Raw genomic sequence first — 14,489 nt, forward strand, 5'->3', positions numbered from 1 at the left:
CCGCCCGGCCGGTACAAAGCCAAACCCTTGGCAAGTACGCCGGGCAGGGCGAGAATGCGCGCCGGGCGAAAACAGTGATACGCCGCAGGCGATCAGCACTACACAAAGAAAAAGTTTTCTGCCTAAGATGGAAGTCGCTGACCCAACCCGCCGCGCCCTGGCGGCGCAGCGCGGCCCTGCCCTGCACCACGGTGTGCGGCAGCACCATCTTCCTGACCCACCATAATCAAAAGGGAGACCATTCATGATCCGTCTGTACCACAACCCGCGTTGTTCCAAATCGCGCGAGGCGCTGGCCCTGCTGCAGGAGGCCGGTGCCGATGTCGAGGTCATCGAATACCTCAAGCATCCGCCCAGTGCTGCCGAGCTGGACCACATCCTCACCCTGCTGCAGCTGGACCCGCGCGACCTGCTGCGCACCAAGGAAGAAGAATACGAAACCCTGTGCCTGGATGACATCACGCTGGAACGCGACAAGCTGATCGAAGCCATGGTGGACAACCCCATGCTGATCGAGCGCCCGATTGCCGTCAGCGCCGACATGGCCGTGCTGGGCCGTCCGCCGGAAAAGGTACTCAGCCTGCTGCAGCGCTAAACCCGCCCACCCCACCCCGTTTGCATATGCACCAGGCGATTCCGCCTGGTGTTTTTCATTGCGGCCAGCAGTCGCTTGTCGTAGCAAAGCGACAGCCAGACTCCGGCAGGATGGCTTCCATACAAATAATAACTTGAATAATAATAACGTACGTTACTAAAATATCAGCCATGAACAAATCATTCCATCATCTGGAACAGGCAGTCGACCGCATCGAAAGCCGCTTTCCCGGCGTGCCACGCCAGGAAGTGATTCTGACCAGGCTCTACTACCACATCATGCCCCGCCTCACCTGCTATCTGAACCAGGGCATGAAGGAATACGGCCTTAACGAATCGCTGTGGATGTCCTTGCTGGCCATGTATGCCTGCCCGCAGCAAAAGCTGTTTCCGTCCGACATCAGCGACACGCTCGACTCCTCGCGCACCAATGCCACGCGCATTGTCGACGAACTGGTGCGCAATGATTGGGCCACGCGGATTCCCTGTGCCGAAGACCGGCGCAAGATCGGCCTGGAACTGACGCCCAAGGGCCTGGCACTGGTGGAAGAACTGCTGCCGATTTCCCGTGCCAACCATCGTGCGCTGTGGCAGGACTTCGACGCCGAGGAACGGCAGCTGATGGAAAAGATGATGCGCAAGCTACTGGCCAGGCTGGGCGGCTGAACCGCTGCCGGCGCGCGCCGGCGGCCTCCCGCTGGCCGTCATGCTGCGCACAAATAATAACTTGAGTGACTATCACACCATCAATCATCACGATGGAATCTGGAGACCCACAAGGTGAATAAACCCAATTGGCAGCAGACCGCTGGCCTGCTGATGCTTACCGCCATGCTGGGTGGCTGCGCCGGTTTCGGCGAGGACACTACCCCGGCACGGCCGTTGTCTGCGACCCAGCTGCAGTTGGGCGAGCACGCGGCCAGCCAGGTACATGCCGGCTGGTGGCAGCAACTGAATGATCCGCAGCTCAACCAGCTGATCGACACAGCGCTGCAACAAGCGCCGTCACTGAAAGTGGCCGATGCCCGCCTGCGTGAAGCACGCAGTGCCGTCGGCATGGCGCAAAGCAAGGAAGGCCCGCAGGTCGAAGCCAGTGCCAATCTCGACCGCGAGCGCTATTCGCTGTACGGCTTGCTGCCTCCTCCCATTGGCGGCAACTACTACAACGTCTACACCCTGTCGCTGGGCGCCAGCTGGGAAATCGATTTCTGGGGCAAGCACCGCGCCGCCGTCCAGGCCGCGCTGGGCAACCAGCAGGCCATTGCACTGGAAGGCCAGCAGGCCCGTCTGGTCATCACCCAGGCCGTGATCGCCCAGTACACCAATCTGCAACGCATCCTGGAACAAAGCCGGCTGCTGCAGGCACGCCAGCAACTGGCAGAAAGCCAGCTGGCACTGACCCGTGCCCGCGTCAGCGCCGGCCTGCTGCCGCCCGACAGCCTGCGCGAGCGTGAAATCCAGCTCAAGCGCCTGAGCCAGCAGAGCAGCGCGCTGGCCAATGATGCCGAGCACGCCCGCCATGCCCTGGCCGCCCTGACCGGCCAGCCGCCCAATGCGCTGGCCAGCCTGCAGCCCGCCCCCCTGCGCTCGGCACCGGCCATGCCGGAGGCCGCCCTGACGCTGGACATCCTCAGCCAGCGCCCGGACATCGTGGCCCAGCGCGCCCGGGTAGAGGCCATGAACCAGTCGGTGACGGTAGCCAAGGCCGAGTTCTATCCCAATGTCTCGCTGTCCGCCTTTGTTGGCCAGTCGGCACTGGAAACCTCGGATCTGTTCAATGCCGGCTCCAAGATCGTCGGCATCACCCCGGCCATCCACCTGCCGATCTTCACCTCCGGCGCGCTGCAGGCCAATCTGGCGTCCAGCCGCGCCCGCTACGACATCGCGGTGGAAAACTACAACCAGACCGTGCTGGACGCGCTGCGCGATGCGGCAGACAGCCTGTCCACCTGGCAGAAAACCGCCAGCCAGCTGTCCGACGCCCACCAGGCCACCCAGCTGAGCCGCAAGGCCTCCGACTCCACCGTGCTGCGCTTCAAGGCCGGCCTGGTCAACAAGCTGGCCGTACTGGATGCACAGGAAGCCGACCTCAACCAGCAAGCCGGCAAGATCGACGCCACCGCGGCCAACCGTCTGGCCTGGGCCGCACTGAATACCGCACTGGGCGGGGGTTTCGCCACCAGTGAAACCACCCAACAGCCCGCTAAGGACACCCATCATGGATAAGCAGATCGAGACGGCAAAAAGCCGCAAACGCAATCTTTTTGTCGCCACCGGCCTCATCGCCGCGCTGGCCATCGGCTACGGCGCCTACTGGGGCCTGGTACTGAGCCATCAGGAAAACACCGACGACGCCTATGTCGCCGGCCATATGGTGCAGCTGACCCCGGAAGTGGGCGGCACCGTGGTCAAGATCAGCGCCGAGGATACCGACCGCGTCGACAGCGGCCAGACCGTGGTGGCGTTTGACAACAGCGATGCCAAGCTGGCTTTCGAGCGCGCGCGCAATGAATTCGCCCAGACCGTGCGCGAAACCCGCCAGCTGATGACCAGCACCCAGCAACTGGCCGCCCAGGTTGCCGTGCGCGAAGCCGAACTGACCAAGGCCCAGGCCGACCTGAAGCGCCGCGAAACCCTGGCTGGCTCCGATGCCATCTCCAGCGAAGAACTGGGCCATGCCCGCGACGCCGTCAGCACCGCCAAGGCCGCACTGGATGCCGCCCGCGAACAGGCCAAGGCCACCGACGCACTGGTGGGCAAGGATGTACTGGCCAAGCAGCCGAACGTACAACGCGCCGCCAGCAAGCTGAAGGAAGCCTGGCTGGCCCTGCAGCGTACCGAAGTCAAGGCACCGGTGTCCGGCTATGTGGCCCGCCGTAATGTGCAGGTCGGCCAGCGCGTGGCCACCGGCACACCGCTGATGGTGGTGGTGCCGCTGGACAGCGTGTGGGTGGATGCCAACTTCAAGGAAGTGCAGCTGGCCAAGATCCGCATCGGCCAGGACGTGGAACTGACTGCCGACGTGTACGGCAGCAAGGTGGTTTACCACGGCAAGGTGCAGGGCCTGTCGGCCGGCACCGGCAGCGCCTTCTCCCTGCTACCGGCACAAAACGCCACCGGCAACTGGATCAAGGTGGTGCAGCGTGTGCCGGTGCGCATCCAGCTGGATCCCAAGGAGCTGAAAGACCATCCGCTGCGCGTCGGCCTGTCGGTGGATGCCGTGGTGGACACCAGCAAGCAGGATGGCCCCAGCCTGGCGCAAAGCCCGCGCGGTAATCCGACCCAGGAAACCCATGCCCTGACGCCGGACCTGAAACAGGCTGACGAACTGGTCGCCAGCCTGCTGGCCGCCAACGCCCAGTAATCTCCCGGCCGCTACCGGCTGCGGCAGCATGCCGCACCGGCAGCGCCGTCTTGAGGACTTTCCGTCATGAATCATCCACCACTGTCAGGCTCGCGCCTGGTGTGGATCACGCTGGCGCTGTCGATGTCGGTGTTCATGCAGGTGCTGGACACCACCATTGCCAACGTGGCACTGCCCACCATCTCCGGCAACCTCGGTGCCGCCACCAGCCAGGGCACCTGGGTCATCACCTCGTTCGGCGTGGCCAATGCCATCGCCGTGCCGCTGACCGGCTGGCTGGCCAAGCAGGTGGGCGAAGTCAAGCTGTTCACCATCTCCACCCTGCTGTTCGTGCTCACCTCCTGGATGTGCGGCATGGCCAACAGCCTGGAAATGCTGATCCTGTTCCGCGTGCTGCAAGGCGCAGTGGCCGGCCCGATGATCCCGCTGTCGCAAAGCCTGCTGATGGCCTGCTACCCGCCCGCCAAGAAAGGGCTGGCGCTGGCGCTATGGGCGATGACAGTGATCGTGGCACCGGTGTTCGGCCCCATCCTGGGTGGCGTCATCAGTGACAACTGGCACTGGGGCTGGATCTTCTTCATCAATGTGCCGGTGGGGATGGCTGCCGCCTTCATCAGCTGGAAGATTCTGAAAGAACGGGAAACCGGCCTGGTACGCCAGCCCATCGACAAGCTGGGCCTGGCCCTGCTGATCGTCGGCGTGGGCGCGCTGCAGATGATGCTGGACCGCGGCAAGGAGCTGGACTGGTTCAACTCCACCGAAATCGTGGTGCTGGCCATTGTCTCTGCGGTGTCGCTGATTTATCTGGTGATCTGGGAGCTGGGGGAAAAACACCCCATTGTCGATCTCACCCTGTTTGCCAAACGCAACTTCACCGTCGGCACCGTCGCCATCAGCCTGGGCTTCATGCTGTATTTCGGCGCGGTAGTGCTGCTGCCACTGATGCTGCAGACCCAGATGGGCTACACCGCCACCTGGGCCGGCCTGGCCGCCGCCCCCATCGGCATCCTGCCGGTCTTCCTGTCGCCCATCATCGGCAAGAACGCGCACCGGCTGGACATGCGCTGGCTGGTCACCATCAGTTTCAGTGTCTATGCCATCTGCTTCTTCTGGCGCAGCACCTTCAATACCGAGATGAATTTCGCCTATGTGGTCTGGCCGCAGTTCATTCAGGGCATCGGCGTGGCCTGCTTCTTCATGCCGCTCACCACCATCACCCTGTCCGGCCTGCGCCCGGATCAGATTGCCAGTGCCTCCAGCCTGTCCAACTTCCTGCGCATTCTGGCCGGCAGTATCGGTACCTCCATCACCACCACGCTGTGGGACCGACGCGAAGCCCTGCACCACGCCCAGCTCACCCAGCATGTGACGCTGTACGATCAGGCCAGCCAGATGTGGTTCCGCCTGCTGGAAACCACCGGCATGTCCACCAGCCAGCAGCAGGCTTACACCGCGCTGCAGATTACCCGCCAGGGTTCGCTGATCGGCGTGAACGAGGTGTTCTGGCTGTTCGGCATCATGTTTGTCGCGCTGATTGCCCTGGTATGGTTTGCCCGGCCACCGTTCACCTCCAGTGGCGCGGCTGACAGCGGCGCGCACTGATCCACCACTGAATAACAAGGCCCGCACCATGCGGGCCTTGTTATTCCGGACTACCCGGCCTGGCTAATCCACCCGGCAGCGCAACTTGCCGACATCATTGACGGCACACAGCCGGATATTGCCGTCCTGGTCCAGTACCAGCATTTCCTCACCCAGCCAGGCCTGACCGGGCTTGGGGATGGCGCGCAACTGGAAACTGTCCGCCCGTGCATTGCCATCCTGTGCACCGAAGTGGAGTTCGTAATAGGCTGTCGCGCTCACCGGCAATGTCGGCCAGTGGCCGCTGCCCGCCGTATAGCGGCCATGCTCGCTGCGCCACTGCTCCATGAAGTGGCTGGCCTGCAGCAAGGCCACCCGGGCCTCGGCCTGGCGCAGCCTGAGCACATGGCCCCGCCACAATGGCAGGGCGATCAGCAGCAATAGCGACAGCATGGCCAGTACGGTCAGCAACTCGAGCAGGCTGAAACCGCGGTGCAATCTGTTCAGCGTAATTCGCGCCATGCCAGCCTCCTGACACGCCAGCTGCCTGTCGACTCCGGCAACAACAGCACATGGCTTTGCACAGTCACCGCACTATCCGGCAAACGGCCCCAGCCACGCGCTGTCACACGCAATAGCAGGCCGCGCTGTTCACCATCCACATACTGTGGGTCCAGCAACTCGAGCAGATAATGCGGGTCACTCCAGAACCAAGGCCCGGTGGTCACGACCGGGCAGCGTCCAGCCGTCGCCACCGACTGCAGCTCCAGCCGCAATGCCACGCCACAAGGGTGCAGCAGCGCCACGCCGCTCTCATCCAGCCGCTGCCAGGGCGGTGCGATCGGCTGCCGGGCCAGTGTTGCCGACAGGCATAAGCCCTGCTGCCAACCCGCCGGATTACGCGACTGCCGGCAGGACAGGGTAAACGGTGACTCGCTCTGCCGTAGCGCACTGTGGCTCATGCCGGCCACTTGCGCGGCAAACGGCAGCTTGGCCAAGGCCTGCTCGCCGGCCTGCAAACCCAGCTCGGCCAGCTGGAAGGCACGCTGGGCATCATCCAGCTGACTGCCGATGCGCTGCTCATCGCGCAATAAGCGGCTCAGCCCCAGCACCAGTGCGCTCATCAACAGCAGCAACAGCAAGGCTGTCAGCAGTACCACCCCACGCGCCCCCTGGCGCATCAGGCCAGACATGCAGGCCCCGCCCGACTCATCACTTGCAGGCGATACGGTAGCGCATTGCTGCCGCTGGCTTGGCGCATGGCCAGTTGCAAGGTCCACCACGACCGGGGCGCACTGCCCGGACAGGCGGGCAATGTTTCTGCCTGCAAGTGCAGACGGGCAATGCCACTGGCCAGCCATAGCTGTGGCTGACCAGTCTGCTCCAACCACAGCTTGCCCTCCGCACTCTCCTGGTCCAGCCGGTAGTGGCGCTGCTGCAAGGCCAGCAGCTCAAGCGAGGGCAGATGATGCTCGGCCATATGTGCGCGCAATGGGCTGTTAACAGCCAGTTGTAACCAGAATGCGCCATCCTGCTGCTGCAGGGAGACATCACTATCCAGCTTCAGCAAGTCGACACGGCGGCAGCTGGCCAGCAGCAAAGGCTGTTCTGATGGCCAGGCTGGTGGCGGCTGCAGCAAGCGCCAGCGGCTGATCTGCCCCTGGCTGTCCGCCGGCTCGGCCAACAGGGCGATGCCGCCATCGCCATAACTCAGGCTCAATACGCCCTCGCCTGCCTGCGGCATGACTTGGCTCCCGCTGGCAAGCCACTGCGCCGGCCCCGCGCAGGCAAAACTGCCGGCCATGCGCAGATCACGCGCCAGCTGCTGCAGCACAAAACGGGCTTCCTGTTGTGACGCCAGCCGGGTGCTGGCAAAGCTGCGGGTTTGCAATACCGCATGCAGGCTGTGCCACAGCAAACCGCACAGCAGCAAGCCCAGCAAGCTGCTGAGCATCAGCTCCACCAGCGAGAAGCCACGCGCCGCCGGCATCAGCGGCTCACTCCAGCGCCAGCGGCAAAAGCCCCGCCGCTACGGCCGGCTGCAGCAGCCATACCCTGCCGCTGGCCTGGCAATCCTGCGCCAGTGGCACGGCCGGCAAGGCGCCTGCATGGCGACAGAGCAAGAGACTTCCCCCCTGCCCTTCCGGCCACAGCACGCGCACATCCTGCTGCAGTTGCTCTTGCGCTGAAGCGGCGTAACGCCCACCGGAGCGGCCAGACAAGGCCTGCTGCTGATCCGCCTGCATGGCCTCGGCCAGATTCAGGCTGGCCAGTAACAACCGGCTATCGGCATCGCTGGCGCGTAACTGCCGCAGGCTCTGCCCGGCCATGCCGGACAGGCTGAGCAGGCCAAACAGCAGGATCAGCACGCCCAGCATCACTTCGACCAGGCTGAAACCCCGGCTGCGCATCTGCCTAGTCACAGCAGTTGTCCTGGCTGCACCATTGCGCCTTGCCACTGGGCTGCAATAGCAGGCTGTGGCACTGGCCTCCTGGAGTACGCAACTGAAAACGCGGCACCGTGCCGCTGTGCAGGCGACCATGGGGCGTAAAGGCAAAATCCTGGCGATTGGCACTGAGCTGCACGCTGGTGCTGCTGAACAGCAGGTGATGCAGCCGCTCGCCGCTGTCGTAACGGCCATCTGGGCGGGATGGTGCATCGGCAAACACCAGCAAGCCTTCGCTCCAGTTGCCGGCGCCATTGCCGGACTGGCAGCCCTGGATCTCCAGATTGACCTTGCTGTTGAGTGCACACACCCATACGGTGCGATTACCACGAATGGCCTCGCTGCGTGCCAGCTGCAGGCCGGATTGCAATAACTGGCCCCGGGCGAGCAGGCGCTGCCGCTCCAGCATGTCCTGCATGGCCGGCAGCGTCTGGGCCAGCAGGATCGCGCTGACCGCCAGCACGATCAGTAACTCGTACAAGGTAAAACCGCCACCGCGGCGACCAGCATCAGGGCAGGACATGGGCAGGTCACCTCCATGAGCGCAAGCAAGTGATGGGCAGGACTGGATATCCTGCCCCGCCCGGCCCGGACGGGCTTGCAGCTACTGCTGAGACAACAGCGGAATACTCTGATAAAGCGCCGTCCACACCCATTTCAAACAAAGAAAAAGCCACCGGCATGGGTGGCTTTGGCTGAAGGATTGAAGATGATGAAGTGCTGAAGCTTAGTGGGCGGCTTCCCAGCTGCTACCGGCACCCACTTCCGCCAGCAGCGGCACCTTGAGTTGCGCCACACCGGCCATGATTTGCGGCAGCTGCTGTTTGACCCGTTCCAGCTCGGTATCCGGCACTTCCAGCACCAGTTCATCGTGTACCTGCATGATCAGCAGGCTGGACAGCTTCTCCGCATCCAGCCAGTTTTGCACGGCAATCATCGCCAGCTTGATCAGGTCGGCGGCGGTACCTTGCATCGGCGCATTGATGGCGGCACGTTCGGCCCCGGCGCGGCGGGCCGGGTTGGCCAGCTTGATTTCCGGCAGATACAAGCGACGGCCGAATACGGTTTCCACATAGCCTTGCTCGCGCGCGGTTTCGCGGGTGCGCTGCATGTAGTCGGCCACGCCGGGATAGCGCATGAAGTAGCGGTCGATGTATTGCTGGGCGGCGCTGCGTTCGATGTCCAGCTGGGCCGCCAGGCCAAAGGCACTCATGCCGTAGATCAGGCCGAAGTTGATGGCCTTGGCGGCGCGGCGCTGATCGCTCGTCACCTGCTCCAGTGTCACGCCGAATACTTCAGCAGCCGTGGCCTTGTGAATGTCCTCGCCACTGGCAAAGGCGGCCAGCATGCCTGCGTCGTCGGACAGATGCGCCATGATGCGCAGTTCAATCTGCGAATAGTCGGCACTGACGATGCTGTGGCCGGGCTTGGCGATAAAGGCCTCGCGCACGCGGCGGCCTTCGGCGGTGCGTACCGGGATGTTTTGCAGGTTAGGGTCGGAACTGGCCAGCCGCCCGGTAATGGCCACGGCTTGCGAGTAATTGGTATGCACCCGGCCGGTGTCCGGGTTGATCAGCGTCGGCAGCTTGTCGGTATAGGTGGACTTGAGCTTGGTCAGGCTGCGGTATTGCAGGATGCATTTGGGCAGCGGGTAATCCAGCGCCAGCGCTTCCAGTACCGATTCGTCGGTGGAGAAACCACCGGACGGGGTTTTCTTGATGCCCTTGGTGGGAATGCCCAGTTTGCCGAACAGGATTTCCTGCAACTGCTTGGGCGAATTCAGATTGAAGGGCTGGCCGGCCAGTTCATAGGCTTGGCTTTCCAGTTGCAGCATCTGCGTGCCCAGCTGATGGCTCTGCGCCGCCAGCTGCTCGCGGTCGATCAGCACGCCATTGCGCTCCATGCGGAACAGCACTTCGGCCACCGGCAGTTCGATATCGCGGTAAATTTCGCCAAGCCGGCCGCTCAGTTGCGGGGCAAAGTACTGGTTCAGCCGCAGGGTGATGTCGGCATCTTCTGCCGCGTAATTGGCGGCGATCTCGATATCCACCTCGCCAAAGCCGATCTGCTTGGCTCCCTTGCCGCAGATGTCTTCGTAGCTGACCGTGGTTTCGCCCAGATGGCGGGCGGCCAGGTCGTCCATATTGTGGCGCTGGTGGCTTTCCAGCACATAGGAGGCCAGCATGGAATCGTCCACCACCCCGGCCAGCTGGATGCCGTGATTGGCAAACACATGGCGGTCGTATTTCAGGTTCTGGCCGCATTTGGGCTTGCTGGCGTCTTCCAGCCAGGGCTTGAGCCGGGCCAGTACCTCGTCCAGCGCCAGTTGCTGCGGTGCGCCGGCATAGTGATGACCCAGCGGCAGGTAGGCGGCCTCGCCGGCTTGCAGGGCGAAGCTGATGCCGACAATGCGCGCCTGCATCTGGTCGAGGCTGGTGGTTTCGGTGTCCAGCGACACCAGCGCACCGCTACCCAGCTTGTCCAGCCAGCCTTGCAGCGCGGCCTCATCCAGAATGGTGTGGTAATGGCGGGAGATGGCGCTCACTGGCGGGGCGACCGGCGCAGGAGCGGATACCGCAGCGGCCATGGCAAACATATCGTCCGTCTGGCCGACACTCGCGGCAGGCGCATCGACCACAGCCGGGCTGCTGAGCGGCGCATCTTCGCCTTCGGTGACTTCGCGGTAGAAGGTACGGAAGCCGTGGTCCTTGAACAGCTCGGCCAGGCGCGGACGGTCTTTCACGCCGTGCTGCAGGCTGTTCAGGCCATAGGGCATGTCCTGCTGCAGATCGACATCGCACTTGATGGTGATAAGCTGATGACCGCGCGGCAGCCAGTCCAGTGCGGCGCGCAGGTTTTCGCCCACCTTGCCGCCCACCTTGTCGGCATTGGCGATGATATTGTCCAGCGTGCCGTATTCTTCCAGCCACTTGACGGCGGTTTTGGGGCCGCACTTGTCCACGCCGGGGACGTTGTCCACCTTGTCACCGATCAGGGTGAGGTAGTCGATGATACGTTCGGGCGGCACGCCGAACTTCTCTTTCACCCCGGCCTGGTCCAGGTTTTCATTGGTCATGGTGTTCACCAGCGACACCATGGGCGTCACCAGCTGGGCCATGTCCTTGTCGCCTGTGGAAATGATGACCCGGAAGCCGGCAGCCTCGCCCATGCGCGCCAGTGTGCCGATGACATCGTCCGCTTCCACCCCGTCCACCATCAGCAGCGGCCAGCCGGAGGCTTGCACCACCTCGTGCACCGGCTTAATCTGTGCGGCCAGCTCTTCCGGCATGGAAGGCCGGTTGGCCTTGTATTCCGGGTACAAGTCATCGCGGAAAGTCTTGCCTTTAGCGTCGAAAACGCAGGCGCTATAATCGAACTGCACCTCTTTCTCCAGCCGGCGCAGCATGTTGACCATGCCGTAAACCGCCCCGGTGGGCCGGCCATCCGGAGAACGCAAATCGGGCATCGCATGAAAGGCGCGATACAGGTAGGAAGAGCCGTCGATCAATAACAATGTTTTCATAGAAGAGGGGCGAATGATGAGCTTGTCCGATAAGTTGCCGCAGACCAGTGATCGTTACGACATGATGCAGCGCTTCCGCTCGCGCGAGGCGTGGCACGTGATGAAGATCATGTCGGAGTTTGTCGATTCGGCCGAAGAACTGCAAGGCATCACGCCGGCAGTCAGCATCTTCGGCAGCGCCCGCACTCCGCGCGACCATCCCTATTATAAGCTGACCGAGGAAGTGGCCCGGCTTCTTTCTGATTCCGGTTTCTCGGTGATTTCCGGGGGCGGCCCCGGCATCATGGAAGCGGCCAACAAGGGCGCCTTTTATGGCAAGAGCCCGTCGGTGGCGCTCAATATCGTGCTGCCACACGAACAGAAGCCCAACGAATACCAGGATCTGTCGATCAAGTTCAACCACTTTTTCAGCCGCAAGGTGATGTTCGTCAAGCATGCCATCGCCTATGTGGTGATGCCGGGCGGCTTTGGTACCCTGGATGAAATGTTCGAGGCGCTGACGCTGATCCAGACCGGCAAGTCGCGCCCCATCCCCATCATCCTGTGCTGCAGCGAATTCTGGAGCGGTCTGATCGACTGGGTAAAAAACCATCTGGTAAAAGAAGGTATGATCAACCCTGACGACGTGAACCTGATCCAGCTGATCGACGAACCCGGCCAGATCGTGGAAACCATTTTCAAGCACTACGAAACCCGCGGCTTCGAGGCTCTGCCGGAAGAACGCGAAAAACTGCTCAACCTATAACGACACTGTCACCAAGGACCCATCATCATGCGTCGCTTCCTTGCCCTCCTCGCCCTGCTGCCGCTTGCGGCCGCCTGGGCCGACACGCCGGCCCCGGCCACCGTTCCGCCGCCGCCCACCATTTCGCCGGATGCTGCCGCCACGGCCGAACCGGAAGTACGCATCATCCAGCGCGGTGACGACAAGATCGAGGAATACCGCCTCAATGGTCAGCTCTACATGATGAAAGTCACCCCTGCCATTGGTTTCCCTTACTACCTGATGGATGAAGAGGGCAATGGCAGCATGAAGCAGGTGGACCCGAATCGCCGCATCGTCATCCCGCAATGGGTTCTCAAGCGCTTCTGAGGAACAGGCATGTCGGTTTACACCACCGTCAGCGATGACATGATGCAAGGCTGGCTGAGCCGCTATGCGCTCGGCCAGCTGGTCGAACTCAAGGGCATCGCCGCTGGCGTCACCAATACCAATTACTTTGTCACCACCACCCATGGCCGTTACGTCCTCACCATCTTCGAAACCCTGAAGCTGGAAGAACTGCCCTACTACCTGACGCTGATGAGCCATCTGGCGCGTCACGGCGTGGCCTGCCCGGCCCCGCTGGCCGATCACACCGACCAGTTTGCCTCGCTCCTGGCCGGCAAGCCGGCTTGCCTGGTGAGCTGCCTGTCCGGTGCCGACATCAGCCGGCCCAGCGCCATCCAGTGCCGGGCCGTGGGGGAAATGCTGGCCCAGATGCATGTGGCCAGCGCCACCTTCCCGCGCAAGATGAAGAATCCGCGTGGCCCGCGCTGGTGGAGCGAAACCGCCACGGCCATGTATCCCTACATGGACGCGGCCGATGCCGCCAGCCTGCGTGAAGAGGTGCAATTCCAGGACAGCCACCGCTTTGATCACCTGCCCAGCGGCGTGATCCATGCCGACCTGTTCAAGGACAATGTGCTGATGGACGGCGACAAAATCGCCGGTTTCATCGACTTTTACTACGCCTGCAACGACATCCTGCTGTATGACGTAGCCATTGCCTTCAACGACTGGACGCGGCTGGAGGACGGCAGCATCTGCCCGGAACGGGCCACTGCCTTGCTGGCCGGCTACCAGTCGGTGCGTCCGCTGACCGCCGAGGAAATCCGCGCCTGGCCGGTGATGTTGCGCGCCGCCGCGCTGCGCTTCTGGACCTCGCGCCTGCTCGACCTCTACCAGCCCATGGCCGGCGAGCTGACCTACACCAAGGACCCCAAGGTGTTTCAGCGTCTGGTGGAAGCCCATCGCCAGCGCAGCGACTACTGGCTGTAAGCAGCCGGTTCACCAGCCGGCCCTGCCGCTACCCGCCACGGCCTTGCGGGCCAGCCCGCAGGGCCGTTTCACATGCGGTTGAACGCCAGCATGCCACGCGTCTGGCTCTTGTCCTTGTGATGAATGCGGTACAGCGGGCGATGCAAGGCAGGCAGGGGGGCCAGTACCGCCACCACCTGCCCGCTGTCCAGCAGTTCCTGCACCACATGCAAGGACAGGCAGCTCACCCCCAGCCCGGCGGCCACCACCCGCTTGATGGCTTCGGAATGGCCCATTTCCATGACCTGGGCAAAACCGCCCACATGCGGCAGCAACAGGCGCTCCACTTCCTCGCGCGTGCCGGAACCGCTCTCGCGCAATACCCACTGTGCCTGTGCCAGCCGTGACAGGCTGACCGCACCCTGTGCCAGTGGATGGCTGGCGGCAGCAAACACCACCAGAATATCGTCCTGCCAGGGTTCCACCACGATATCCGGGTGGTGGCAGGGCCCTTCGATAAAGCCCATGTCCACCTTGAAGCCAGCCACCGCCTCCACCACATCGGCGGTATTGGCCACCAGCAGTTCCACCCTGGCCTGCGGCTGCTGCAGCTGGAAACGGGCAATCTGTTCCGGTAGCAGATAATTGGCGATGGTGGTACTGGCGGCCAGCCGCAGATGCATGGCCGCCTCGCTGTCGAACAGCCGCTGCATGTCCTGCGCAGCATCCAGCATGGCGCGGGCGCGTGGCAGCAGCAGCCGGCCATGTTCATTCAGCACCAGCCGTCGCCCCACGCGGTCGAACAGCGGAGCGGCCAGCCCGGTCTCCAGTGCCGCCAGTGCCTGGCTGGCAGCTGACTGGGTCAGCGCCACCTGCCCGGCGGCCGCGGTCACCGTTCCCTGCTCGGTCACCGCCACAAACACTTCCAGTTCGCGCAAGCTCAAACGCAATGCCATCTGC

The 14,489-nt window shown here is 63.1% G+C and carries 15 protein-coding genes; 8 read left to right on the forward strand and 7 right to left on the reverse strand.

The annotated features are described in order from the left end of the window. The first annotated feature begins 244 nt into the window (after positions 1–244). From arsC to DFR38_RS12230, 5 genes are all read left to right on the forward strand, one after another. Positions 245–595 (forward strand): arsenate reductase (glutaredoxin), encoded by a 351-nt coding sequence (gene arsC / locus DFR38_RS12210; RefSeq protein ID WP_059286467.1) that lies wholly within the window; start codon positions 245–247, stop codon positions 593–595. A gap of 170 nt (positions 596–765) precedes the next feature. Continuing rightward, positions 766–1,260, forward strand: a complete 495-nt coding sequence (locus DFR38_RS12215) for a MarR family transcriptional regulator (protein WP_059286466.1) — start codon at positions 766–768, stop codon at positions 1,258–1,260. Between the two features lie 114 nt (positions 1,261–1,374). Next, on the forward strand, positions 1,375–2,820 hold the full coding sequence (locus tag DFR38_RS12220) for an efflux transporter outer membrane subunit (RefSeq protein ID WP_244909902.1): 1,446 nt from the start codon (positions 1,375–1,377) through the stop codon (positions 2,818–2,820). Then, positions 2,813–3,958 carry an HlyD/EmrA/EmrK family protein gene (locus DFR38_RS12225; protein ID WP_059287173.1) on the forward strand — a complete coding sequence of 382 codons (1,146 nt, stop codon included), beginning with the start codon at positions 2,813–2,815 and terminating at the stop codon, positions 3,956–3,958. The genes DFR38_RS12220 and DFR38_RS12225 overlap by 8 nt, the downstream gene beginning before the upstream one ends. Positions 3,959–4,024: 66 nt before the next feature. Further along, on the forward strand, positions 4,025–5,560 hold the full coding sequence (locus DFR38_RS12230; protein ID WP_110313461.1) for a DHA2 family efflux MFS transporter permease subunit: 1,536 nt from the start codon (positions 4,025–4,027) through the stop codon (positions 5,558–5,560). A gap of 63 nt (positions 5,561–5,623) precedes the next feature. Here the strand turns inward: DFR38_RS12230 and DFR38_RS12235 are convergent, their stop codons facing one another. The 6 genes from DFR38_RS12235 to polA form a co-directional block, all read right to left on the reverse strand. Continuing rightward, positions 5,624–6,061 carry a type IV pilin protein gene (locus DFR38_RS12235; protein ID WP_082693658.1) on the reverse strand — a complete coding sequence of 146 codons (438 nt, stop codon included), beginning with the start codon at positions 6,059–6,061 and terminating at the stop codon, positions 5,624–5,626. After that, positions 6,043–6,732, reverse strand: a complete 690-nt coding sequence (locus DFR38_RS12240; protein ID WP_110313462.1) for a pilus assembly PilX family protein — start codon at positions 6,730–6,732, stop codon at positions 6,043–6,045. Before DFR38_RS12240 ends, DFR38_RS12235 begins: the two co-directional genes overlap by 19 nt. After that, positions 6,720–7,529: a PilW family protein gene (locus DFR38_RS12245; protein WP_059287176.1), complete on the reverse strand. Its 810-nt coding sequence runs from the start codon at positions 7,527–7,529 to the stop codon at positions 6,720–6,722. The genes DFR38_RS12240 and DFR38_RS12245 overlap by 13 nt, the downstream gene beginning before the upstream one ends. A gap of 7 nt (positions 7,530–7,536) precedes the next feature. After that, a complete protein-coding gene (locus tag DFR38_RS12250) occupies positions 7,537–7,962 on the reverse strand; it encodes a prepilin-type N-terminal cleavage/methylation domain-containing protein (RefSeq protein WP_158527734.1) in 426 nt (141 codons plus the stop codon). Beyond that, on the reverse strand, positions 7,955–8,509 hold the full coding sequence (locus DFR38_RS12255; protein ID WP_059287178.1) for a GspH/FimT family pseudopilin: 555 nt from the start codon (positions 8,507–8,509) through the stop codon (positions 7,955–7,957). The genes DFR38_RS12250 and DFR38_RS12255 overlap by 8 nt, the downstream gene beginning before the upstream one ends. 204 nt (positions 8,510–8,713) lie before the next feature. Further along, entirely contained in the window at positions 8,714–11,509 is a 2,796-nt protein-coding gene (gene polA / locus DFR38_RS12260; RefSeq protein ID WP_110313464.1) for a DNA polymerase I, read from the reverse strand. Between the two features lie 16 nt (positions 11,510–11,525). On the opposite strand from polA, the gene DFR38_RS12265 reads away from it, so the two are divergent. Genes DFR38_RS12265 through thrB form a run of 3 tightly spaced genes read left to right on the forward strand, consistent with a single transcriptional unit; the run spans position 11,526 to position 13,550 of the window. Next, positions 11,526–12,254, forward strand: a complete 729-nt coding sequence (locus tag DFR38_RS12265) for an LOG family protein (RefSeq protein ID WP_059285725.1) — start codon at positions 11,526–11,528, stop codon at positions 12,252–12,254. Between the two features lie 27 nt (positions 12,255–12,281). Further along, the gene (locus DFR38_RS12270) at positions 12,282–12,602 is read left to right on the forward strand and encodes a DUF2782 domain-containing protein (protein ID WP_110313465.1); all 321 of its coding nucleotides are present in this window, start codon (positions 12,282–12,284) and stop codon (positions 12,600–12,602) included. A 9-nt stretch (positions 12,603–12,611) separates the two neighbouring features. Further along, positions 12,612–13,550, forward strand: coding sequence for a homoserine kinase (gene thrB, locus DFR38_RS12275; RefSeq protein ID WP_059285724.1), 939 nt, complete (start codon positions 12,612–12,614; stop codon positions 13,548–13,550). A gap of 68 nt (positions 13,551–13,618) precedes the next feature. Here thrB and DFR38_RS12280 read toward each other — a convergent pair whose 3' ends face one another. Further along, positions 13,619–14,485: a LysR family transcriptional regulator gene (locus DFR38_RS12280; protein WP_059285740.1), complete on the reverse strand. Its 867-nt coding sequence runs from the start codon at positions 14,483–14,485 to the stop codon at positions 13,619–13,621. Positions 14,486–14,489: the final 4 nt, after the last annotated feature.

It is taken from the genome of Aquitalea magnusonii, assembly GCF_003202035.1.
GTDB lineage: Bacteria > Pseudomonadota > Gammaproteobacteria > Burkholderiales > Chromobacteriaceae > Aquitalea > Aquitalea magnusonii.